The 22,188-nt window shown below is 68.6% G+C and carries 19 protein-coding genes; 8 read left to right on the forward strand and 11 right to left on the reverse strand.

Annotated elements, in window-relative coordinates; translation table 11 throughout:
• Positions 1-95 precede the first annotated feature (95 nt).
• The 8 genes from BLQ73_RS07380 to BLQ73_RS07420 all read right to left on the reverse strand — a co-directional run bounded on the left by BLQ73_RS07380 (position 96) and on the right by BLQ73_RS07420 (position 10,381).
• Positions 96-1,271, reverse strand: coding sequence for a methyltransferase domain-containing protein (locus tag BLQ73_RS07380; RefSeq protein WP_218125653.1), 1,176 nt, complete (start codon positions 1,269-1,271; stop codon positions 96-98).
• On the reverse strand, positions 1,268-1,996 hold the full coding sequence (locus BLQ73_RS07385; RefSeq protein WP_218125654.1) for an MvdC/MvdD family ATP grasp protein: 729 nt from the start codon (positions 1,994-1,996) through the stop codon (positions 1,268-1,270). The genes BLQ73_RS07380 and BLQ73_RS07385 overlap by 4 nt, the downstream gene beginning before the upstream one ends.
• Positions 1,997-2,752: 756 nt before the next feature.
• Positions 2,753-4,102 carry a helix-turn-helix domain-containing protein gene (locus tag BLQ73_RS07395; protein WP_176955321.1) on the reverse strand — a complete coding sequence of 450 codons (1,350 nt, stop codon included), beginning with the start codon at positions 4,100-4,102 and terminating at the stop codon, positions 2,753-2,755.
• A gap of 187 nt (positions 4,103-4,289) precedes the next feature.
• On the reverse strand, positions 4,290-5,090 hold the full coding sequence (locus BLQ73_RS07400) for a hypothetical protein (RefSeq protein WP_093169600.1): 801 nt from the start codon (positions 5,088-5,090) through the stop codon (positions 4,290-4,292).
• Between the two features lie 165 nt (positions 5,091-5,255).
• A complete protein-coding gene (locus BLQ73_RS07405) occupies positions 5,256-6,206 on the reverse strand; it encodes an ABC transporter substrate-binding protein (RefSeq protein ID WP_093169601.1) in 951 nt (316 codons plus the stop codon).
• Positions 6,207-6,309: 103 nt separating this feature from the next.
• The gene (locus BLQ73_RS07410) at positions 6,310-7,296 is read right to left on the reverse strand and encodes an ABC transporter substrate-binding protein (protein WP_093169602.1); all 987 of its coding nucleotides are present in this window, start codon (positions 7,294-7,296) and stop codon (positions 6,310-6,312) included.
• Positions 7,293-9,302 (reverse strand): ABC transporter permease, encoded by a 2,010-nt coding sequence (locus BLQ73_RS07415; RefSeq protein ID WP_093169603.1) that lies wholly within the window; start codon positions 9,300-9,302, stop codon positions 7,293-7,295. The genes BLQ73_RS07410 and BLQ73_RS07415 overlap by 4 nt, the downstream gene beginning before the upstream one ends.
• The gene (locus tag BLQ73_RS07420) at positions 9,299-10,381 is read right to left on the reverse strand and encodes a quaternary amine ABC transporter ATP-binding protein (protein WP_093169691.1); all 1,083 of its coding nucleotides are present in this window, start codon (positions 10,379-10,381) and stop codon (positions 9,299-9,301) included. The genes BLQ73_RS07415 and BLQ73_RS07420 overlap by 4 nt, the downstream gene beginning before the upstream one ends.
• Positions 10,382-10,878: 497 nt before the next feature.
• On the opposite strand from BLQ73_RS07420, the gene BLQ73_RS07425 reads away from it, so the two are divergent.
• From BLQ73_RS07425 to BLQ73_RS07440, 4 genes are all read left to right on the forward strand, one after another.
• Positions 10,879-13,839: a sensor histidine kinase gene (locus tag BLQ73_RS07425; RefSeq protein ID WP_093169604.1), complete on the forward strand. Its 2,961-nt coding sequence runs from the start codon at positions 10,879-10,881 to the stop codon at positions 13,837-13,839.
• Between the two features lie 5 nt (positions 13,840-13,844).
• Complete coding sequence (locus BLQ73_RS07430; RefSeq protein WP_218125662.1) at positions 13,845-14,258, forward strand: roadblock/LC7 domain-containing protein; 414 nt, start codon at positions 13,845-13,847, stop codon at positions 14,256-14,258.
• An 83-nt stretch (positions 14,259-14,341) separates the two neighbouring features.
• Positions 14,342-14,773 carry a DUF742 domain-containing protein gene (locus tag BLQ73_RS07435; protein ID WP_093169693.1) on the forward strand — a complete coding sequence of 144 codons (432 nt, stop codon included), beginning with the start codon at positions 14,342-14,344 and terminating at the stop codon, positions 14,771-14,773.
• A 13-nt stretch (positions 14,774-14,786) separates the two neighbouring features.
• A complete protein-coding gene (locus tag BLQ73_RS07440; RefSeq protein ID WP_093169692.1) occupies positions 14,787-15,329 on the forward strand; it encodes a GTP-binding protein in 543 nt (180 codons plus the stop codon).
• Positions 15,330-15,335: 6 nt separating this feature from the next.
• Here BLQ73_RS07440 and BLQ73_RS07445 read toward each other — a convergent pair whose 3' ends face one another.
• Complete coding sequence (locus BLQ73_RS07445) at positions 15,336-16,289, reverse strand: SIS domain-containing protein (protein WP_093169606.1); 954 nt, start codon at positions 16,287-16,289, stop codon at positions 15,336-15,338.
• Positions 16,286-17,404: a hypothetical protein gene (locus BLQ73_RS07450; protein ID WP_093169607.1), complete on the reverse strand. Its 1,119-nt coding sequence runs from the start codon at positions 17,402-17,404 to the stop codon at positions 16,286-16,288. Before BLQ73_RS07450 ends, BLQ73_RS07445 begins: the two co-directional genes overlap by 4 nt.
• A 187-nt stretch (positions 17,405-17,591) precedes the next feature.
• Between BLQ73_RS07450 and BLQ73_RS07455 the strand changes: the two genes are divergently transcribed.
• From BLQ73_RS07455 to BLQ73_RS07470, 4 genes are read left to right on the forward strand one after another with little or no spacing between them, the layout of a single operon-like run.
• A complete protein-coding gene (locus BLQ73_RS07455; RefSeq protein ID WP_093169608.1) occupies positions 17,592-18,710 on the forward strand; it encodes a polyamine ABC transporter substrate-binding protein in 1,119 nt (372 codons plus the stop codon).
• A 9-nt stretch (positions 18,711-18,719) separates the two neighbouring features.
• The gene (locus tag BLQ73_RS07460) at positions 18,720-19,655 is read left to right on the forward strand and encodes an ABC transporter permease (RefSeq protein ID WP_245690867.1); all 936 of its coding nucleotides are present in this window, start codon (positions 18,720-18,722) and stop codon (positions 19,653-19,655) included.
• Complete coding sequence (locus tag BLQ73_RS07465) at positions 19,648-20,421, forward strand: ABC transporter permease (protein WP_093169609.1); 774 nt, start codon at positions 19,648-19,650, stop codon at positions 20,419-20,421. The genes BLQ73_RS07460 and BLQ73_RS07465 overlap by 8 nt, the downstream gene beginning before the upstream one ends.
• On the forward strand, positions 20,418-21,485 hold the full coding sequence (locus BLQ73_RS07470) for an ABC transporter ATP-binding protein (RefSeq protein ID WP_093169610.1): 1,068 nt from the start codon (positions 20,418-20,420) through the stop codon (positions 21,483-21,485). Before BLQ73_RS07465 ends, BLQ73_RS07470 begins: the two co-directional genes overlap by 4 nt.
• Before the next feature lie 54 nt (positions 21,486-21,539).
• Here BLQ73_RS07470 and BLQ73_RS07475 read toward each other — a convergent pair whose 3' ends face one another.
• Positions 21,540-22,178, reverse strand: a complete 639-nt coding sequence (locus BLQ73_RS07475; RefSeq protein ID WP_093169611.1) for a TetR/AcrR family transcriptional regulator — start codon at positions 22,176-22,178, stop codon at positions 21,540-21,542.
• Positions 22,179-22,188: the final 10 nt, after the last annotated feature.

Here is a 22,188-nt window from a genome sequence, read left to right on the forward strand (position 1 = left end):
CCTCTCGGGCCCGCCGCCCTCCCGCCGCTACGCCGAGAGCTCGGCGCGGGCTCGCGCGAGCACGGCGGTGTCGTACGGCTCAAGCCGTGGGTGCTCTAGGGGGCAGCCAAGTCCCAGCGACGGCCGTCTGGGAGATACCACGCACGGTGGCCGCCTTCAGCGTCTCGCGCGTAACCGAACTGGTCCTGCGCGGGCCGACCCTCCCTGTTCCACCACTGCCACGCAGCTTCCACTTCTTCCCACAGTTCGACCGATCCGCCGTAGGTCATGGTCGGAGTACTGTCGTCGAACAGTGGCACGCGGGCCCATGAGCCGTCTCTCTGCTGAAGCTGGAGAGACATGGAGCCGCTGCCCTCATCGGAGTGGTACACGAGTTCTGTTGTGGGAAGTTGGAATGCGAGCAGGAGACGGAACGGATAGTACGAACGAATGTCGGCTGCGGTGACCGTGGTCGGTCGGCTGCCGGCTTCCGGGGCATAGGGGGACCGCTGCTGCCGCGGGTAGGCACGGGCGTCGCGGCGAGCCGCCATGAAGCGTCCACCCGTGCTTGTGAATCCCCCGCGGCAGCGTTGCTCGGCGTCCACGCTGAGACGGACGAGGCCTCCCTCGATCCCGAACGCGACATCCGCAAGGATGATCCCGTTTGGTTGCGTCTGCTCGACCCAGGCTGCTGGAATGCCGGGAACCGAACACGTGGCGATGATTCGGTCGAACGTCTCTTCGCTCGGATAGCGGGCCTGACCGTCGCCCACGGCCAGTTGGGGTGCGTATCCGATCTGGGCCAGCCGCTCTCGCGCGGTTTGGAGCAAGACGGGATCGATGTCGATCGAATACACGAGCCGGTCCCCCAAGCGGGCCGACAGCAACGCTGAGTTGTACCCGGTCCCCGTGCCGATCTCAAGGATGCGACAACCCTCGTCGACATCAAGGTCTTCGAGCATTCCTGCCATCAGGCTCGGCTGGGTGCTGGACGATGTCGGCATCCCTGTCCACCCGGTGGCGTCGACTTGCTCAGCGGTGCTCGGGTCGATGGCGGTGACAAGAGTTTGATCACGATAGACGGCGGCCATGCGGCTGTCATCGCCATCGGTATTCCGGAGACGCCAGACCGCGATCCCTTGAGGATTAAGCTCCTGCTCATACCACTCGGGGACAAATATATGCCTCGGAACACCTGCGAATATGTCTGCCCACTCGCGTGAGCGGATCGCGCCAGAGCGGCACAGCTCATCGGACAGCGTGGCCATGAAGAGGCGCGCGGATTCGGTCACGTGATTCCTTGTAGTTCGTCGGCGATGGATTCCGCGATAGGTAGTCCCGTGTGGTGCTGGATCCAATCCCATTGACCGCAGGGGTTTTCCTCAAGGAAAGTCCAGTGCCTATCAGAAGATACTATGAAGTCAAGGGCGGCGAAGCGCAGTCCAAGAACATTCATTAAGCGTTTTACGGCGTTGGTGACGTCGGCGGGTGTCTCGGTGGCCTCGTAGCTCAAGGATCGATAGTCGCTACGCCAGTCGATATGGGCGTTGTCGCTTCCCGTATGGACCTTGGCTGCAAGGAGCCGCTCGCCCACCACGGTGAGCCGTACCTCGTACAATTTATCCACCCATGCCTGAAACATATGCGCGGTTGTTTCGATGCCACGGAGATCGGCAAGGTCGTCCTCAGTGACGCGATGGGTGTAGACGACTTTGAGCGTGCCGTCTTCGACTAGGACGGGCGAGGCTATCGGCTTGCAGACGATCGGCCCTGCAACCTCGTCGGCGAAGGCGAGCACAGCGCCAGGGTTGTTGGTGATGAGGGTCGCGGGGATGGTCAGGCCGCACTCACGGGCGGCTCTGAGCTGGACCGGCTTGTACTCCGCCCGGGACATGGCCGCAGGATGGTTGACCCAGCGGCAGTCCAATGCGGATAGGACACCTCCGAGTCCCGAACGGGCCTGTGCCGAGGCGAAGCTGCGCTCCGCCTCGGACATGCCGTCGGCCAGGAGGAACACTCTGGGAGCACGGTAATAGACGGCGCCGACCTGAGAGAGATCTATGGAGCGATGAGAGGAAGTGAGCCCGCCACGCCAGCCTTATCGTGTATCGATGCGACTGGCAAGAGCAAGCCGCTGGGGAAAATCAGCGGTGTCCATGCGGAACACCTCAGCCCCTCGGTCCGCGAGGATTTGGACAACGCGGTCGGTCGGCCAGTCGTCGCGTGCGGCGACGACGAGTATGGGGTGCATCTGCCGATCAGTCCTTGGGCCCTTCGTCCAATGGCGGCGGGTTCGTGGTGCTGCCATCTGGGACCGTCGGCGAATTCGTGGCCATATACGGCAGCGGGCCGTCGTATAACCCTATGGAGATCTGCCGGGATTCATCATAAATTGCGGGAGGTCTCGTAGTGGCCTGAGTCGCGTCTGGGGTACGGGAGAAGCGTAGAATCCACGGGCGATCTGTATCGTCGATTGAGTTTTGGGCGGCGTGGGCTTGTCGACGAGTAGTCGGTGCCGATGGGAGTTCCTCCAGTGTGCTGATCGCTGTCACAGACTCGCCCTTCCTGTTTTGTGTCATCGTGTATCGATGGCTGCCTGCCGGGTCTGTCTCATTTGAATTATGGGTCTACCTTCGCGGTGCGGCTACTTTCGCTTGGAGATAGGTTTATGTTTGATCTCCTGGCCTCATGTCCGTGAAACAATATTGAAGTAATATTTCTCGTATTTGAGGTAATTTTCCTGAGCGCCGCATCAACGTCATGGGGCTTGCTTTCACGCCGAGAGCTCGGCTTTGAGGAGGTCGCGGAACTCGCGCACGTGGGGGCTGGTGCCGTACGGCTCAAGCCGGTCGGCGAAGCGGTGGGCGAGGTGGGCGGCGCGGGTGGAGGTGAGTGACTTGACGGCGGGGACGGCCAGGCGTGCGCAGGCCAGGGATTGCTCTAGGTCGCCCATGGCCAGGTGGGCTTTGGCGGCTTCAAGTCGGTTGAGCTGGATCGAGCGTCTGCGTGTGCCTCCGGTGTAGGAGGATATGGCGTCGTCGGCGTGGCCAAGTGCTCGTTGGTGGTTGCCTAGGAGTGACCAAACGCGGCCTTCCTCAGATATGTGCCACGCTTCCTCGTAGAACTGGGCCCAGTCGGGGTCGCGGTCGGTTCGTCCGCGGTCGAAGGCATGTGTGGCTTCGTCGAGGAGTTTGCCCACCTGGAGGTCGTTCCTGACGGGGCCGCTACCGGGGTCGGGTTGGGTGGACAGCGCGAGCGCCCTGGCGCGCCGTATGGAGACCATGGCCATGACAACGGGTGGTGCGTCGGCTTTGCGGGCGGTGTCCTGGGCGGCGCTGGTGAGGCGCTGCGCCCAGCGGGGTTCGTCCAGGTGGAACGCTTGGAGGGACATGGCGCTGAGGAGCCAGACGGCGGTGAGTGTGTCGCCGCCGGCCTTGGCGAGGCTGAGGGCTTGGGTGTAGTGCTGCTGCGCTTGGCCGTGCTGTTCCAGGTCGAAGGCGGTCCAGGCGGCGAGGCCGGTCATGTAGGCGGCGGCGCCGAGGAGTTCGGCGCCGACGTCGCTGGTGTAGGTGCCTTTGAGTAGCGGGGTGACGTTGGTGTGGAGGTAGTCGACCACGGCCGAGCGGACCATTCCGCCGCCGAACTGGGAGTCGAGTTTCTTGAACGCGTCGCGTGCTTCGCGGATGCGGGTGGCGTCGCTGAGGCCGACGCGGGGGCCGGGGCCTTGGCGGGCGGTGGCGGCGGGGGGTGTGTCGTGGGTGTAGGAGAGTAGCCATTCGCCCAGGGCCGAGGGTATGAACGGCAGGGCGGCCAGCAGGGCCCGGCGGTCGGTCTCCATTTCGCTCCTCCACAGTCGCGTCGCCTCGTCGACGACGGCGGTGATGCCGAGGGGCCGTGTGGGGGTGTCCTCGGCGGTCAGGCCGAGGAGGCGGGCCAGGTCGCTTTCCTGGACGCCGAGGATCTCGGCGATCCTGGGCCAGTAGTAGGCCCGGATGCCCTGCTGTCCGCGCTCCCAGCGGGCCCAGGTCGTGGGGGTGACGCCGACGGCTTCGGCGGCCGTTTCCTGGGTGAGTCCTTTGAAGCGGCGCCGTCCGGCCAGGTGGGTGCGTGGAACAGGGCTCATCGGGCCCGTCCTCCTCGTCATGCGATCAGGGGAGCACACAGTGTGGTGAACACGCGAGAGGCGCGAGGGCGCCAGTGGTGAAACGACCGGCAAACGACCACGGGACGCCTCGCCCGGACGCCCCGCCCGGACGCCCCGTCCGGACGCCTCGCCCAGATGCCCTGCCCTGAGGACCCGGAGGAAGGGGTCACATGTCGGTGCCGGGGGAGTCGGCGGCCGGCGGGAGCGGGCGGAGAAGGGGGCGCGTGGGCGGGGCTGGGGTGCTGAACCCGGACGGTTCCTCCGCGGAGTCCATGCCCAGCAGGGTGAACCCCCAGTCGAGTTCTCTCACGACGCGGGTGCGGAGTTCGAGCGGCTTCAGCAGCGTGAGGTATTCCCCCAGGCTCCACTGCTCGGCGGAGTCCGGGTGTCGCCGGTGGCCGGGTTTGGGGCAGAAGCACGGTAGGGGGCAGCCGCACGTCAGGTGGCGGTCGCATGTGGCCGTCTCGTCCGGAACGGGGTCGGGCCGCATCGTGTCGAGGACCATCAGCCACGATCCTCGCGGTATGACGCCTGAGATCGTGTCGAAGAGGTTGATGATGTCGCCTCCAGCCCAGTGGTATGCCTGGGAGGCGTCGGCCAGGACGTACAGGTCGGCCGCCGGAGGCGCGGCGTACACTTTCGCCGCCTGGATCTGGCACCGGTCGGCGACCCCGCACGCCTCCAGTGTGGCCCACGTCGCGGCCACCTCCTCGTCGTGCTCCAGTTGCACGCCGCGCCGTTCCCCGCCCGTTGTCAGGAGTGCCGCCAGCAGCATTCCTCGTCCGCCGCCGGCGCACACCACGGTCGCCCGCTCCGGCAAGTCGCAGATCTCGGCGATGGTCCGGGCCTGTTCCCAGCTCAACGCGTCGATTTTTCGCGCTGACTCGGCCTTGGCCTTCGCGGCGCGCGGTGTCGGCTTCGCGGCGCGCGGCGTCGGCTTCGCCGCGAGGGATTTGGTTCGTGTCATGGGTCGGCTCCTGTCGGGTGGGGATCTCCTTTCCCGCTGAGACAACCGGTGACCAGGCGTGTGTGGAAGGTCGCGCCGCCGGTCACTGGGTTTGTCCGGACCTCCGCCGCGCGGGCGGGTGACGCCGGACGCCGATCCTGGTGGTTAGCTGGTCGATTCCCGGGGTCACCTGGGAAGCCAGGGCTTCCATACGATCTTGTTGGCTTCGACCCACTTCTTTGCGGCGTCCTCGGGGAGGAGGTTCTCGTTGGTGATGTCGTCGGCCACGCTGTTCTGGTGCTCGTTGGTCCAGGTGAAGTTGCGGACGAGCTCGTAGGCCTTGCCGCCGGTGTCGGCGAAGCGCTTGGACACGATCTTGTCGAGGAGGTACGGCGGGTAGTCGCAGGCGATCTTCTTGGGGTCGGTGTCGCAGCCGATGGAGTAGGGCGGGAGGTTGACCTTGACGAGTTCGACTTGGGTGAAGAGCCACTGGGGTTCGTAGAAGTACATCAGCAGCGGGGTCTTCTCCTCGGAGGCGCGTTTAGCGGCTTTGATGAGAGCGGCCTCACTGCCGGAGTGGACGACCTTGTAATTGAGGTCGAGGTTTTTGATGAGAGAGTTGTCATTGGTCACGAACGACGGGTCGCCGCTCAGGAACTGGCCTTGTTCGCCGGACTTGGCGGTCTTGAAGAGATGCGCGTACTTGTTGAGGTTGCGCCAGTCGGTGATATCCGGATATCGGTCGGCCATCCACTGGGGAATGTACCAACCGATAACCCCCTTGTTCCCATTCGTCCCGGCGGAAACAGCGACTTTCTTATCCTCGATGTACTCCTTCTTCTCCGCCTCCCGGCCCCAGTTCTCGATGATGACGTCGACCTCGCCGTCTTCGATGCCCTCCCAGGATTTCGCTTCGTTCAGGCGTTTCTTCTCCACCTGGTAGCCGAGTTCCTTCTCCAGGAGATAGGTGAGTACGGCGGCGCTCGCCTCGTAGCCGATCCACGGATTGAGGGCGAGCCTGACGACGCGCTTGCTCACCGCCCCGGTCGTCTCCTGCGCCCCGTCGCCGCTGCATCCGGTCAGCAGGAGCACGAGGACGGCGGCCGACGCCGGCGCTCTCTTTCCACGTGTTGCCATCGCATGTCCTTCATGAGGGACGGCCACGGCCGCACGGCCGTGGCCGACGAGATGTACGGCTACCGCGAAGCGGGGAGGCCCGGGGAAGCCGGGCCAGGCCCGGTCACTTGGGGAGCCACGCCTGCCACGTGCCGGGGTTGGCGTCGACCCACTTCTTGGCGGCCTCCTCGGCCGACATCCCGTTGTTGGTGATGTCGTTGGCGACGGAGTTCTGGTCCTCGTTGGTCCAGGTGAAGTTCTTGATCAACTCGTAGGCCTTGCCGCCGCCGTCGGCGAAGCGCTTGGACACGATCTTGTCGAGGTCCAGCTCGGCGTAGTCGCAGGCGACCTTCTTGGGGTCGGCGTCGCAGCCGTCGGTGTGGGGCGGCAGGTCGACCCGGGCGAGCTTGACCCGGTTGAACAGCCAGTGCGGGTCCCAGAAGTAGAACAGCAGCGGCTTCTGCTGCTCCTGCGCCTGTGTGGCCGATTGGATCAGCGCGGCCTCGCTGCCCCCGGTGACGACCTTGTAGTTCAGCTTGAGGTTCTTGATGATGGCGTTCTCGTTGCTGACATAGGACGGGTCGCCGAACAGCAGTTGGCCCTTGCCACCGGACTCGGAGGTCTTGAACAGGTCGGCGTACTTGTTGAGGTTCTTCCAGTCGGTGATGCCAGGGTGCTTGTCCGCCATCCACTGCGGGACATACCACCCGATGACCCCCTTGTTGCCGGTGGACCCGGCTTCGACGGCCACCTTCTTCTCCTCAATGAACTTCTTCTTGAGGTCGTCGTGGCCCCAGTTCTCCAGGATGACGTCCACCTCGCCGGTCTCGAACCCCTCCCACGAGACCTGCTCGGAGAGCTCCTTCAGCTCGACCGTGTATCCAAGGTTCTCCTTCAGCAGGTGGGACACCACGGCGGCGCTGGCCTCGTATCCGACCCACGGGTTCACGGCGAGCTTGACGGTCCCCGCAGCCGCCGGCGCGCCGCTGCCGCTCCCGGAGGGAGCGGGGGAGTTCGCGCCGTCGGCCACTCGGGCGCCGCCGCAGGCCGAGACGGCGAGGCCGAGCGTCAGCACGCCGGCGAGCAGGCGAACTCTACTTCCGATCCTCATGCGATCCTCATCTTCTGTTGTGGAGGGGACGGGCGTCTCTCGACGCCCTGCGTGATCCGGTCGAGCATGATTCCGAGCAGTACGGTGGCGAGCCCCGCGGCGAATCCCAGGCCGAAGTCGGCGCTCTGCGAGAAGCCGGAGACGACGTCGAATCCGAGTCCCCCGGCCCCGACCAGCCCGCCCACCACCACCATGGCCAGCGTCATGACGATGCCCTGGTTGGCGGCCAGCAGGACGGCCCGGCGGGCCATCGGAAGCTGCACCTTCCACAGCAGTTGGCGGCGGGTGGAGCCGCCCGCCAGGGCGGCTTCGACGACGGTCGGCGGGACGCCTCTGATGCCGTCCTCGACGAGGCGTACGACAGGCGGGACGGCGTAGACGACGGAGGCGAAGACGGCGGTGAACCGCGTCGCCCCGAACAGGGCCAGAGCGGGCAGCAGGTAGATGAACGCCGGCAGGGTCTGCGCCGCGTCGAGCAGTGGCCGCTGGAGGGCGGCGAAGCGCGGGGAGCGGGCGGCGGCGACGCCGAGGGCGACACCGGCGGCGAGGGTGAGCGCCACCGCGACCACCACGGTGGTCAGGGTCTCCATCGAGTGCTCCCACAGCCCGAGCAGGGCGATGGCCAGGAGGCAGCCGAGGGCGGTGAGCGCCCGGCGCACGCCGCTGACGCGCCAGGCCAGCGCCGCCACGGTGGCCGCCGTCAGCCACCAGGGGGCCGTGGTGAGAACGGTCTGGAGGGGGTTGAGCAGGCCCTCCGTCGCCACGTTCTTGATCGCCTCGGTAGTGTCGTACCAGGACGACTGCATCCACCGGACCGCCTCGTTCACCGGGCCGGCGATGCGGATCTCGAACGCCGCCGGGAACCCGCCGAGCGCCGTCAGGCCCAGTACGGCACCGCCGGCGAAGACGAGCCCGGCCACGGCGGCGGTGCCGTACCGGGAGCGGGAGCGGTGGGGCCGCCGGGCGCCGGGGCCGCCGGGGTGGCCGGTCCGCCGGGCGCCGGCCATGATGAGCCGGTCCAGCACGATGCCCATGAGCACGATGGCGAGGCCGGCGGGGAGCATGACGCCGACGTCGGCCCTGGACAGGCCGCGGATGACGGCGGAGCCGAGGCCGGGCGCGGCGATGAGCGCGGCGAAGACCACCATCGACAGCGCCATCATGACGGTCTGGCCGACCGCCAGCACGATGGTGTTCCTGGCCATCGGCAGGTGCACCGTGAGCAGCGTCTGCCACCGGGTGGCCCCGAGCGACGTCGACGCCTCGACGGCGGCGGGGGAGACCTGCTGGACGGCCAGGGCGGTGATGCGGATGGACGGGGGGATCGCGTAGATGATCGTGGCCACGGCCGCCGACGCCGGGCCGATCTGGAAGAACAGCACCATGGGCCCGAGGTAGGCGAACGTCGGCATGATCTGCATGACGTCCAGCGCGGGGGTGAGCGCGCGGCGCACCCTCGGCACGCGGCCCGCCCACACGCCGAGCGGCAGCCCGACCAGCAGCGACAGCAGTACCGCGGTGAGCACGAGGGCGAGGGTGTCGACGCTCGCCTCCCACACGCCGAGTACGCCGAAGGCGCCGAAGCCCAGTCCCGCCACCAGGGCCGTGCGCCACCCGCCGGCGAACCAGCCGAGGGCGGTGGCCGCGGCCACCAGCAGCGGCGGGTCCACCGGCCGCAGAGCACCGGCGAACAGGTCGAACACGCCGCCGATGAAAAGCCGCACGTAGTTGACGAGGTACAGGAAGAGCGGGCTCTCGTTCCTGTTGTCGTCGACCCAGTCCCGCACGTCGTTGAGGAACAGGAACGGCGCCGCCTCGTCGTCGTGGGGCAGGGTCGCGGTGCCGCGGAACGCCAGGTAGAGGCCGACGGTGGCGACGGTGGCGATGGTGACGGCGGCTGGCAGCGCGACGCGGGGCAGCCGGCTGCCGGGGCGGCCCACCACCACGGGGGCAGGCGCGGCGGACAGGGCGGGCGACACGGTCGCCGGGGCCGCCGGAGCCGTCATCCGACGCCGCCCGCAGAGGCGGACCGTGTGCCTGCCGAGGTCCCTGACCTGCCCGAACGCGGCGCCATGGCGGACAGGACGTCCAGCCTGTCGACCACGCCGACGAACCGGTCGCCGTCCACGACGCGGATGGGCCGGGCCGAGGCCAGAACTGCCGGTACGGCGTCGCGGATGACGGTCGCCGCCGCCATGACGGGCCCATCCAGGTGCTCGTCGTCGCCGGGGACGCGGCAGATCCACCGCAACGACAGCACCTCGCTGGGGGCGACGTCCCTGACGAAGTCGGCGACGTACTCGTCGGTGGGGGCGGCGACCAGCTCCTCCGGCGTGCCGATCTGCACGATGGAGCCCGCCCGCATGATGGCGATGCGCTCGCCCAGTTTGAGGGCTTCCGACAGGTCGTGGGTGATGAAGAGCATGGTCTTCCCCACCTCACGGTGCAGCCGTACCACCTCGGCCTGCATGTCCCTGCGGATCAGCGGGTCCAGGGCGCTGAACGGTTCGTCGAACAGCATGACCTGCGGATCCACCGCGAGAGCGCGGGCGAGGCCGACGCGCTGCTGCATGCCGCCGGAGAGCTGGTCGGGGTAGGAGGCCGCGTGCCCGGCCAGGCCCACCAGGGAGAGGATCTCCTCGGCGCGGCGGTGCCGTACGGCTTTGGCGGCCCCTTGGATCTCAAGGCCGTAGGCGACGTTGTCGATGACGCGGCGGTGGGGGAGCAGGCCGAAGTGCTGGAACACCATGCTGACGCGGTGGCGGCGGAGCGCGCGCAGCCCGGCGGGGGAGGCCGCGCGGACGTCCTCGCCGGCGATGCGGACATCGCCGGAGGTGGGTTCGACGAGTCTGGTCAGGCAGCGTACGAGGGTGGATTTGCCGCTGCCGGAAAGCCCCATGACGACGAACATCTCGCCGTCCCGGACGTCGAAGGTCACATCGCGGACGGCGGCGGTGCAGCCGGTTCTCGCGAGGAGAGTGGTGGGGTCGAGGTGGATGTGCGGTCCGTTGAGGACCTGTTCGGGGCGGGGGCCGAAAACCTTCCACAGTCCGCGTACATCGATGGCGGCACTGCCCGATGTCATGCCGGTCGGGTCGGGGGGAACCTTCCGCGCGGCTGCCACTGTCTCCTCTAACACGCTTGGCCTCGTGATTCTTCTGGGAGGTCTCGCCGGTTCCGAGTTTTCGAGGGTAAGGGGGCGCTGCGCCAAAAGATATGACCGCAATGCTATGGACTACAACGTTGTGATCTTCCGGAGATCTATGCGGTTCTTTCGCGTTATTCGATCAAGCAGACCATGGAACGATACAAACCGTCATATATGGACACTGCGCCATTTTTGTGTACAGGGGTTGTCGGCGGCTCTGTGATGGGGTAGGGAAAGACGGGGTTCCAGGTTCTGCGGCCCCGTACATTACAAATGAATGTTTGTATGGCTATGGTCGGTTGGCCGCACTGGTCAAGTTGTGTTCCAATTACCCGCACTTGCTGGATTTCCCCCTGAGGTCTTGGGGACCGACAGGCCGCGAGGCTTCCATATACGCCGACTTCGGCGAGAGGTAGCGTTCGGTGAGTACAGAGATGCCACACGACGTTCGAGGTGGTGGCGACGGCGAGGTGCGGGTGCCGTCCCACGGCCCTCGGGCCGAAGAGGAAGCGGGCAGCGCATGGCGCCTGCACAACTGGCGGGTCCGGTCCAGGCTCGTCGCCCTGATCCTCGTGCCGACGGCGGCAGCCGTACTGCTGGGCGGGGTCCAGGTGGTGTCGTCCATATCGGCCGCCGCGGACTACCAGCGGGTCAACGACCTGGCGCGGCTCTCGGAGAGGATCTCGGCGCTCACCCACGAGCTCGCGGAGGAACGGGCACAGGTCGCGTGGTACATCGCGCTCGGCCAGCCCGAGCGCATGACGGCGCCGCTGCGCGACCAGATGGACAAGGCCAACAACGCCGTCAAATCCGTACGTGAAAGCGCTGCTGACGTCCGGGAGGGCGCCTCGGGCCGCGCGAAGGACGAGGTCGAGGCCGCGCTCAACCGGTTGGAGGACCTCGCCGCGCTGCGCGGGCAGGTCCTTGAGTCCAAGCTGCTGCCCGACGCCGCCATCGGCGCCTACTCGCAGGTGATCGGAGACCTGCTCTCCCTGCACGACGAAATCGGCAAGGGAAGCGCCGACGACGTGCTGTTCGCCCAATCGATGACGCTCACCTCCCTCGCCGGAGCCAAGGAGAGCGCCGCCCTCCAACAGGCGCTCGTCACCGCGGTGCTGGTGAACGGGCACTTCGAGCAGCAACAGCAGGAGGACTTCCTCGGCGCGATGTCACGCGAGGAGAACGAACTCCAGCGCTACGCCGCCGAGGCCACCCGCGACGAACGCAGGTTCTTCGACGAGACCGTGAAGGGACGGGTCTCCGAACGCGCCCAGTTCCTCCGCGAACTCATCCTGATCCGTACGAACATCGGCGTCTCCCTCAAGGGGCTCGACCAGACCAAGCGCGACGACGCCCGCGAATGGTCCCAGGCCATGGGCGCCGTCGTCGAACGGATGCGCACCGTCGAGCTGCGGCACACCCGGGCCATCGTCAGCCGCAGCGAGAGCCTGACCGGCGCCGAGCGAGGGCAGGCGCTGGTCGCCGCCGGAGCCGTCGGCGCGCTGCTGCTCGCCGTCCTGCTCATCACCTCCGGCGTGGCGCGCTCCCTGATCCGGCCGCTGCGGCGGCTCCGCAGCGAAGCGCTGCAGATCGCCGACGAGCGGCTGCCGGGCTTCGTGCAGCGCGTGCGTGAGACACGAGAGACGGAGATCGCGATCGAGGTCCCGCCGATCGGGGTCTTCTCCCGCGACGAGGTCGGCGAGGTCGCGCGGGCCTTCGACGAGGTGCACCGCGAAGCCGTACGGCTGGCGGGCGACGAGGCGCGGCTTCGCGGCAACATCAACGCGATGTTCGTCAACCTCTCCCGCCGCAGCCAGACCCTGGTGGAACGGCAGCTCACCCTGATCGAACGGTTGGAGAAGGGCGAACGCGACGACAAGCGGCTCGCCGACCTGTTCAAACTGGACCACCTGGCCACCCGTATGCGCAGGAACAGCGAGAACCTCCTGGTCCTCGCAGGTCAGGAAGCCGCCCGCCGATGGAGCCAGCCCGTCGAGCTGATGGACGTGATCCGGGCCTCCCTGTCGGAGGTCGAAAGCTACGACCGGGTCCACGCCCATATGCAGGCCGAAGTGGCCATCGCCGGGCAGGCCGTGAGCGACGTCGTGCACCTGCTCGCCGAACTCGTGGAGAACGCCGTCTCCTTCTCGCCCCGCGAAACCAGGGTGACCGTCTCCAGCAACCGCATCGAAGGCGGCGGCGTGATGCTGTCGGTGGCGGACCAGGGCATCGGCATGACCTCCGAGGAGCAGGCCCACGCCAACTGGCGCCTGGCCAACCCGCCGGTCGTGGACGTATCGGTGTCGCGGCGGATGGGCCTGTTCGTGGTCGGGCGGCTCGCACTGCGCCACGGCGTGCGGGTGCAGCTCAGGCCGCAGGAGAACGGCGGTCTGACCGCGATGGTGCTGATCCCGGAGAAACTCGTCGCCCCCATCCCCGGATCGGCGACGTACGCCCAGCCTCAGGCGGCGATGTTCCCCACGGTCAACCCGCCCGCCGGCGGATCGGCCTACCCCGGCCCCGGCCATCCCTCCGGCGGCTACCAGATGCCGGCGCTCGCCGACCCGCCGCCGAGGACACCGCTGCCGCCCGGCGTATCGCCCATCGTCCCCCCGCAGGCGCGGCCCGCCGGAGCGGTCGGCCCCTACGGCCCGGCCGGCGACACGCCCCCACCCGGCCCGGCCCTCCCGAGGCGCAAACCGCCCCTCGGCGCGCCACCGATGGCCCCGCCGGCCCCCGGCTCCACCGGCCCCACCGCCCTCGGGGACCTCGGCGGGAAATCATGGTTCGCCTCGTCGGGACCGCCCCCCGAGAGGCCGCTGTCGGCGCCCGTCAGCATGGCGCACGAGCCCTACCCGCCGCCGGACGCGAGCCCGCTGTTCCCGCCCGTCGACGTCGGGCCCAACCCCTACGCGGGCGTCAAGCCGTACGGCATCGGCGAACTCGACCCGACCGGCCCGATGCCCCGCGTGGACGCCTCCGGGTTCGACCCGACCGGCGACGACTACCTGCCGATCTTCGCGGCCGTCGAATCCGACTGGTTCAAGAAGTCCGCTGCCCGCTCCGCCCCCGGCGGCGAAACCGAATCCGCCGGCGACACCGCGCAGGACGCCTGGCAGTCCCCCGCGGACGAGGGGTGGCGGGCAGCCGAAGCCGCCAGCGCCCCCTCCCTTGGCGGGCTCACCGCCTCCGGACTGCCCAAACGCACACCGCGGGCCAACCTCGTGCCCGGATCCGTCGCGCCGGGGGCCGGCCCGCCGGCGCCGGTGGCCGTGCCCAAGCCGTCCCCAGACCATGTACGCGACCGACTGTCGAGTTTCCAACAGGGCGTCAGGAGGGCCCGCGCGGAAGCCGCCGAGAGCGGTCCCGCCGAGGCCGTCGAGGAGGAGCCGTGAGGGATATGAGCCAGGCCGCCAGAGATGTGAACTGGCTGATCAGTGGCTTCGTGGAAGAGGTGCCCGGCGTCGCTCACGCGGTGGTCGTGTCCTCCGACGGCCTACCGCTGGCCTTCTCCCGCGCCTTTCCGAAGGACCGCGCCGACCAGCTGGCCGCCGTCGCCGCCGGACTCATCAGCCTCACCCAAGGCGCCTCGCGGGTCTTCGAAGGCGGCGCGGTCACCCAGACCGTGGTCGAGATGCAGCGGGGACTCCTGCTGGTCATGTCGGTCGGCGATGGCTCATGCCTCGCCGTACTCGCCGCCCCCGACTGCGACATGGGCCTCGTGGCCTATCAGATGACGATCCTGGTCGAGAGAGCCGGCCAGGTGCTCACCCCGGCGGTGCGAGCCGAACTCCAAGCCTCGCACCCGTGGTGACGGCGTGACGGGAGGACAGACAGGAGGACATCGTGGCACGCTACCGTGACGAGGACCCGGTGTACGGCGGGCCCGGGCACCACATGCCCGCCCACGGCGCATACCCCGACTACGGCGAGAGCACCGCACCCTACGGCTCTCCCTACGGCGACCCGCACCCGGGCGAGCCCGACCGGGAGGAGCAGAGCTCCCTCGTGCGGATGTACGCCCTCACCGGAGGCCGCACCGCGCCCCGAGGCGACCTCGCCATCGAGGCGCTCGTCTCCTCGGCGACCTCGGCCCAGCTCGGGCTGAAGTTCCCCAAGGAGCATCGGGCGATCAGCGAACTCTGCCGCCAGGTCAGATCCGTCGCGGAGGTCTCCGCACTGCTCGGCATGCCGCTCGGCGTGGCGAGAGTGCTGATCGCCGACATGGAGGCCGAAGGACTGGTCAGGGTCTACCAGCCGCACCTGGACGCTGGGAAGCCAGATGTGAACTTGCTGGAAAGGGTGCTCAGTGGACTTCGCAGGCTCTAGCCGCAACGGTGGCCTGACCTCAACCAAGATCGTTGTCGCGGGCGGGTTTGGCGTCGGCAAGACGACCTTCGTCGGCGCGGTGTCGGAAATCCTCCCCCTCACCACCGAAGCCGTCATGACCAACGCCAGCGCCGGCATCGACGACCTCGCCTTCACCCCCGAGAAGGCCACCACCACCGTCGCCATGGACTTCGGCCGCGTCTCCCTGGACAGAGACCTCATCCTTTACCTCTTCGGCACGCCGGGTCAGCACCGGTTCTGGTTCATGTGGGATGACATCGTCAAAGGCGCCATCGGCGCCGTCGTCCTCGCCGACACCCGCCGACTGTCCGACAGCTTCCCGGCCATCGACTACTTCGAAGAGGCGCAGCTCCCGTTCATCGTCGGGGTCAACGGCTGGGACGGACAGTTCCTCCACCGGGAAGAGGAAGTGCGGGACGCGCTCACCCTCGCCCCCCGCATCCCGATCGTCCGCACCGACGCCCGCGCCCGCGAATCGGTCAAGCAGACCCTCATCACCCTCGTCGAACACGCCCTGACCACCAGGTTGCATTAAAGGAGGTCAGGCGAGCCACCAGTGGGCGGCGACGAGTTCGGCGACGAGGGGTTCGGTGAGGAGGGCGACGTCGGGGTCGGTGTCGCCGGGGTAGCGGATGGTGTGGGCGGCGCCGTCGAGATGGGGGCCTACGGTGAGGACGGTCGAGCCGCGTTCGCGGACCCATTCCATGGCCTGGGCGTCGTAGCGGGAACCGGGGTAGAGGATGGCGCGGTAGTCGAGGGTCTTGGTGAGGTAGACGTCGACGTGGGACCAGTCGCCGGTTTCGCAGGCGTCGGCGGGGCGGCGCGGGCCTTCGCGGAACATGAGGGCGGACTGCTCGGCGGAGGAGAGGCGTTCGGCAGGGGCGACGGTGTAGACCCCGTGGGGGCCGTCGAGGAGTTCCGAGGCGTGGTCGAGCCAGGAGCCGCGCCGGTCGAGGAGGTCGGCGGTGGAGTCGGCGGCTCTGAGGAGCAGCGCGGGCAGGTCGAGGGGCCGGCCGGTGAGCCGGGCGGTGAGACCGAGGAGCAGGGCGAGCGTGTGCTGGTAGGTGCGGCACGCGACGCCGCTGGCCTCGGGGCCCGCGGACATGGGCACGATGACGTCCGCGTACTCCGTGATCGCGGAGCCCGGCGTGTTGGTGAGGGCCGCCACGAAGGCGTGGCCGTGATATCTGGCGAGCGCGTCGAGGGTTTCGACGCTTCCGCCGGTGGCGGAGATCGGCACGACGAGGGTGCCGGGGGCGGGGGGATAGGACAGCTCGGCGGAGCCGTACTCGGCGGCGGCGTCAATGCCGGCGGCGCGGAGCCTGAGCGCGGCGACGCCCGCCGCATAGCGGGAGCTGCCCATGCCGAGGAAGACGACGCGGCGCACGTCGCGGGGGAGCGCGGCGAAGGGGTCGGCGGCGCGCAGGGAGTCGGCGAGGCCGGTGAGGGCGGCGGGCTTGGCCTCCAAGTCGGCGAGGTAGAGGGCGGGGTTCACGCGTGGGACTCCTTCGGATACCAGGTGCGCAGCACGCCCATCGGGGCGTAACGCCAGCGGGGCAGGCGGCGTGCCGCGTAGATCAGTTCACGGCACTCCTGTTCGATTTCGAACGGCCGGAGCAGCGAGGGGTCGAGCAGGTCGGACCGGCCGTGCCGGGCCAGTCGGGAGGTGTAGGCGTTCAGCAGCGCATCGCGGGCCGACTCGGCCCACTGGGCGGCGTGCCGGGGGGCGACGCCACGCCGTTTGATCGCGACCTGGGCGGCGTGTTCGAGGCTGGTGCCGAGCTGGGCCAGGTCGCGCGCGGCGGGTTGGAAGGGGTCGGCCGCCTCGACGACGGGGTTCCCGTCGAAGTCGATGACGGCGTAGCCGTCCCGCCACCGCAGCACCTGCCCCACGTGCAGGTCGCCGTGGACGCGGATGAGCGGCGTGTCGGCCACGTCCGCGAGCGGGGTGAGCGCCGTGCGGAGCGCGTCGGCGTGCGCGGCGAGCCACGCGCCGTCGTGTCCGCCGGTCAGTTCCAGCGCCTCGACCAGCGCCGCCTCGGCGCGGGCGAGATACGGGGCCCGGTACGGCATGAGCCCGGAAGGGGGCTCTCGCCGTACGGGCTGGGGCAGGACGGCCGACGGGGTGGCGAGCGCGGCGTGCAGGTCGGCGGCGAGGTGGCCGAGCTCCTCGGCGAACGCGGCGCGCCCGGCCTCGGCCTCGTCCACACACCACTCCCACCCGTCGCGCGCGTCCGGCAGGTAGCCCGTCACCAGCGCGACCAGCACGTCCGGCCCGCCGTCCGCCCGCCGGGTCAGCGCGGCGTACGGCGGAGCCGTGGCGGTGAAGCCGGCGGCGACGAGGTGGGCCAGCAGTTCGGGGCCGGGCTGGGGGAGCGGTAGGGGCGGGGTGAACCATTTGACCACGGCGCTTTCGCCCACCACGACGGAGTGGTTGGACTGGTCGACGGAGAAGCCGCGCTCGCCGTGCGGGACCGTTCCCGCGGGGAGCGGCCGGAAGCGACGCACCTCGAAGCGGGCGTTTCCGGAACCTTCAGCCGAGAGGGCGGCGAGCAGCGCGGCGGACAGTCCGTCCCCGGCTTCAGGCGCTTGATCACGCTGTGAGATCAAGCGCTCCCAAATTGAATTCAGGTTCAACTCTCCAGCCATACTCCCAGCTAACAATGTTGTGAAAAGTCTTGCCGATATTGATATCGACTGCAACACTCCTGCTTTGGTCTGCCATGCCCCTGTTGCACTCGCAGCGGCCCGTGTGGCCGTTTCGTACGATTCCTGAACCTAGAACGGAGTTGCGGTCGTGTCCCGAATCCGGTACACCCGTCGTCTTCCCGCTGTCGTCGCGACAGCCGGAGCCCTGCTCGCCGTGGCCGCCTGCGGCGGAGGGGAGGACACCACCGCAGCCGCGCCGTCCGCCTCGGCCGCTCAGCTCGACCCGAACGCCGACCTGAAGAAGCAGAAGCTCACGATCTCCATCTGGGACGGCTACAGCCCCAAGGACCTGCCCGACCGGGTCATGGAGAAGTTCGGCACCAAGATGGACGTCGCGCTCCACGCCACCAACGAAGAGATCATGGGCAAGCTGACGGCGGGAGCCGACAGCGGCATCGACGTGGCGTTCGTTTCCGGGCAGTACGCGCAGGCCCTGAACGAGGCCGGTCTGGTGGAGCCGATCCACCCCGAGCTGATCCCGAACCTCGCGAACCTCTACCCCGAGGCCACCCAGCTCAGCTACGACAAGGGCAACAAGTTCTCCGTGCCCTACACCTGGGGCACCACGGGCATCTGCTACCGCGAAGACCTGCTGAAGAGCGAGCCCACGAGTTGGAACGATCTGCTGGACCCGCCGGCCGAGGCGCGCAAGAAGGTCACGCTCATGACGACCGAGCGCTGGCTGGCGCTCCCCGCCCTCAAGGCCAAGAACTACTCGGTGAACACCACCGACGACAAGCAGATCCAGGAGGCCAAGGACCTGCTCGTCAAGGCCAAGGAGAACCTGCTCACCTTCGACGACACCACCTTCGGCGACCGCCTGAAGAAGGGCGAGGCCGTCATGGTGGAGGCGTGGGACGGCTGGTGCCCCACCTCCGAGAAGAACATCAAGTTCAAGGTGCCCAAGGAGGGCAGCGACCTCTGGGTCGACACGATGGTGGTGCTGAAGTCCTCCAAGAACAAGGAGGCCGCGCACGCCCTCATCAACTACATCCTCGACCCGGAGATCCACAGTTGGGCCGCTGAGAACATCCTCTACAAGGTGCCCAACAAGGCCGCCATGGAGAAGGTGGACCCGGGCCTGCGCCCGGACGGGTCGCCGCTGGCCATGAGCCCCGCCGAGCTGCTCCAGGGTGAGTCGATCATCGACCTCGGCAACGACTCCCAGAAGTACACCCGCCTCTCCACCGAGCTCAAGGCGAACTAAGGCCGGTCCTTGTCCACGACGTCCACGCCCCCGGACCGAGACCGGGCCGCAGAGCCGTCGGCGCCCCCCTCGGGCGGGCGCCGCGGGCGGCGCGGGCGCGGTGCGGGGAGGTTCCTCGCCGGGCTGCTCTTCCTGGGGCCCGGCCTCACGTATCTGATCGTGCTGCTGATGATCCCGCTCGCGCTGGTCTTCAGCTACACGGTCTTCCAGCGGGGCCGCTTCGGAGGCGTGGTCTACGAGGCGACCGGTGAGAACTTCACGCGCCTGCTCGACCCGCTCTACCTGGACGTCCTACTGAGCTCGCTCAAGCTCGCCGCCATCGCCACCGCGGTGGCGCTGCTGGTCGGCTACCCCACGGCGTACATGATCGCCATGCTGCCGCGCAGGTGGAAGACGATCGCGCTGGTGGCTGTGGTGCTGCCGTTCTGGACGAACTTCCTGGTGCGCATCTACGCCTGGATCGTGCTGCTCAGCGGGCCCGGCCTGGTCAACACCGCGCTGATCGACCTCGGACTCATCGACGAACCCCTGGAGCTCCTCTACAACGAGGGCACGATCGTGGTCGGGCTCGTCTACTCCTACCTGCCGCTCATGGTGCTGCCGCTGTACGCGGCCATCGAGAAGCTGGACCCGACCTTGCGCGAGGCCTCGGCGAACCTCGGCGCCCGCCCCGCCCGCACCTTCCTATCGGTGACGCTGCCGCTCACCGTGCCGGCCGTGCTCACCGGCTGCCTGTTCGTCTTCGTGCCGAGCTTCGGCAACTTCATCGTCCCCGAACTGCTCGGCGGCGGACACTCCGCCATGGTCGGCAACCTCATCAGGGACCAGTTCCTCACCGCCAGGGACTGGCCGTTCGGGGCGACGCTGGCCCTGGCCCTGGTCGCGATGCTCGTCGTGCTGCTGCTCGCGCAGGCGTGGACGGCCAGGAGGTACAGCCGTGCGTAGACCGCCCCTGCTGCACGTGCCGTTCTGGCTCACCTACCTCTTCCTCTACGCCCCGATCGCGGTGCTCGCGTTCATGTCGCTCAACGCGGGCGAATCGCCGTACACCTTTGAGGGGTTCAGCCTCAAGTGGTACGGCGAGCTCGCCGGCAACGACAAGATCCAGGAGGGCCTGGTCAACACGCTCGTGGTCGCGCTCGGCACCACCGTGCTGGCCACGGTGCTCGGCACGCTGCTCGCCGTGGGCATGGCGAGATACACCCGCTCGCGGGTGCTCGACGCCATCGGCCTGCTGCCGGCCATCCTGCCCGACCTGGTGCTGGCCATCGGCCTGCTCGTGCTCTACTCGGCGGTCAACATGACGCTCGGACTGCACTCGGTGCTGCTCGCCCACGTGGTGTTCGCGATGGCGTTCGTGGCCGCCGTGGTGCGCACCCGCCTCACCCACGCCGACACCTCCCTGGAGGAGGCCTCCCGCGACCTCGGGGCGAACGCGCTGACCACGTTCGTCCGCATCACGCTGCCGCAGCTCGCGCCCGGCATCGCCGCGGGCGCGCTGCTGGCCTTCACGCTGTCGGTCGACGAGTTCGTCATCGCGTTCTTCACCGCGGCGCCCACCGAGCCCACCCTGCCCGTCGTCATCTATTCCATGGTCCGCTTCGGAGTCACCCCCGAGATCAACGCGCTGGCGACGCTCCTGCTCGCGGTGAGTTTCACCGTCGTGATCGCGGCCCAGCGGATGACCCGCCTCACGGAGTCGCTGTCATGACCGCACCACCCGTCGAGACCCCGCCGCTCCTCGCTGTGGAAGGAGTCGGCCGCGCCTTCGGGGACGTGACGGCTCTCGACGACGTCACACTCGACATCCGGCAGGGCGAGTTCTTCGCTCTGCTCGGGCCGAGCGGATGCGGCAAGACGACGCTGCTGCGCATCCTCGCCGGATTCGAGCACCCCGACCGGGGCAGCGTCACCCTCGACGGCGCCGACCTGCTCGCCACGCCCCCGCACAAGCGGCCCGTCAACCTCATGTTCCAGTCGTACGCGCTCTTCCCGCACATGAGCGTGGCCAAGAACATCGCCTACGGCCTGGAACGCGAAAAGATCCCCCGGGCCGAGGTGAAGTCGCGAGTGGCCGAGGTGCTGGAAACCGTAGGACTGGCCGAGCACGCCGACCGTCGGCCCCACCAGCTCTCCGGAGGGCAGCGGCAGCGCGTCGCCCTCGCCCGCGCCATCGTCAAACGGCCGCGGCTGCTCCTGCTCGACGAGCCGCTGTCCGCGCTCGACAAGAAGGTGCGCGCCGGGATGCAGCTCGAACTCAAACGGCTGCAGAACGAGGTCGGCATCACCTTCATCGTGGTCACCCACGACCAGGAGGAGGCGATGTCGCTGGCCGACCGCATCGCCGTCTTCGACCGCGGACGCGTGCTCCAGGTGGACCCGCCCGTCGCGCTGTACGAACGGCCCCGCACGCGGTTTGTCGCCGACTTCGTCGGCGACAACAACCTCTTCTCCGGTACGGCACGGCCCGACGGCCTCGAAGCCCCGATGCTCGGCCTGCTGCCCGCCCGTCCGGGGCCCGACGACGGCTCACCGGCGGCACTCGCCGTACGGCCCGAGCGCGTCAAGCTGGGAGCGCCCGGCACGGGCCTCCTCAACGGGACGGTGGTGGACGTCGGCTTCTACGGCGGCGTCTCCCACTTGGTCGTCCAGGTGCCCGGGCACGAGACGCCGGTGCTGGTGGCGACGCAGGGGCCGAGCCAGGTGCAGGTCGGCGCTCCGGTGGGGATGGCGTGGAGTGCCGGCGACGCCGTACTGGTGCCGCAGGACGAGTGAGTGGAGCGGCGAGTGGGCGCGAAGTCGACCTGGAGTGCCGGGCCGGCGGCGGGCTTATGCCGGCGGCTCGGACCGCCCGTCGGCCCCGCCGGAGGTGAGCGGGCATCCCGTCATGGCCCGCGCGTAGCCCAGGATCAGTTCGGCGGCCTCCTCCGGGCCGATGATCGGGTGGCGCGCGGTGATGCGGTAGCCGTACGCGTCCTCCAGCGCCACCAGGTTGCGCGCGATCACCAGCGTCTCGTCGGCGAGGGTGAAGACCCCGAGCGCCGCGCCGGTGTCGAGGATGCTCTGGTACATGGTGACCTGCCGGTCGTACAGCGTGGTGAGCAGCAGACCGTAGATCCGGTTGCGGCCCGCGGATCCGCCCAGTTCGTTCAGCAGCCGCACGTCCGGGTCGAGCGGCCCGGTCGGCAGCCCCGACCGGATGGTCACGACCAGCTTCTCCCGAGGGTCGGTGATCTTGGCGATCTGCCGGAGGCGCTGCTCGTAGAAGCGCTCCGTGCTCACGTGGTGGGCCTCGACCAGCAGCTCGCCGAAGTCGGGGTAGTGGTAGAGCACCGCCCCGGAGGTGAGCCCGGCCTCCTCCGCCACGTGGTTGAGGTGAACGCCCTCGATGCCGTGGCGGATGACGGCACGCCGCGCTGCCTCGATGAGGTCCAGTCGCCGGTCGGTCCGGCTCTTGCGCGGGGTCATACGCCCCCCC

Origin of the sequence: Sinosporangium album (genome assembly GCF_900100605.1) — a bacterium.
Taxonomy (GTDB): domain Bacteria; phylum Actinomycetota; class Actinomycetes; order Streptosporangiales; family Streptosporangiaceae; genus Sinosporangium; species Sinosporangium album.

What these genes read in the sequence shown, in the direction of transcription:
- BLQ73_RS07420 (WP_093169691.1), bottom strand. Translation starts at nt 10,381, where the DNA reads ATGACATCGGGCAGTGCCGCCATCGATGTACGCGGACTGTGGAAGGTT.
- BLQ73_RS07435 (WP_093169693.1), top strand. Translation starts at nt 14,342, where the DNA reads ATGCCCGCCCACGGCGCATACCCCGACTACGGCGAGAGCACCGCACCC.
- BLQ73_RS07475 (WP_093169611.1), bottom strand. Translation starts at nt 22,178, where the DNA reads ATGACCCCGCGCAAGAGCCGGACCGACCGGCGACTGGACCTCATCGAG.
- BLQ73_RS07400 (WP_093169600.1), bottom strand. Translation starts at nt 5,090, where the DNA reads ATGACACGAACCAAATCCCTCGCGGCGAAGCCGACGCCGCGCGCCGCG.
- BLQ73_RS07470 (WP_093169610.1), top strand. Translation starts at nt 20,418, where the DNA reads ATGACCGCACCACCCGTCGAGACCCCGCCGCTCCTCGCTGTGGAAGGA.
- BLQ73_RS07415 (WP_093169603.1), bottom strand. Translation starts at nt 9,302, where the DNA reads ATGACGGCTCCGGCGGCCCCGGCGACCGTGTCGCCCGCCCTGTCCGCC.
- BLQ73_RS07410 (WP_093169602.1), bottom strand. Translation starts at nt 7,296, where the DNA reads ATGAGGATCGGAAGTAGAGTTCGCCTGCTCGCCGGCGTGCTGACGCTC.
- BLQ73_RS07395 (WP_176955321.1), bottom strand. Translation starts at nt 4,102, where the DNA reads ATGAGCCCTGTTCCACGCACCCACCTGGCCGGACGGCGCCGCTTCAAA.
- BLQ73_RS07425 (WP_093169604.1), top strand. Translation starts at nt 10,879, where the DNA reads ATGCCACACGACGTTCGAGGTGGTGGCGACGGCGAGGTGCGGGTGCCG.
- BLQ73_RS07430 (WP_218125662.1), top strand. Translation starts at nt 13,845, where the DNA reads ATGAGCCAGGCCGCCAGAGATGTGAACTGGCTGATCAGTGGCTTCGTG.
- BLQ73_RS07405 (WP_093169601.1), bottom strand. Translation starts at nt 6,206, where the DNA reads ATGGCAACACGTGGAAAGAGAGCGCCGGCGTCGGCCGCCGTCCTCGTG.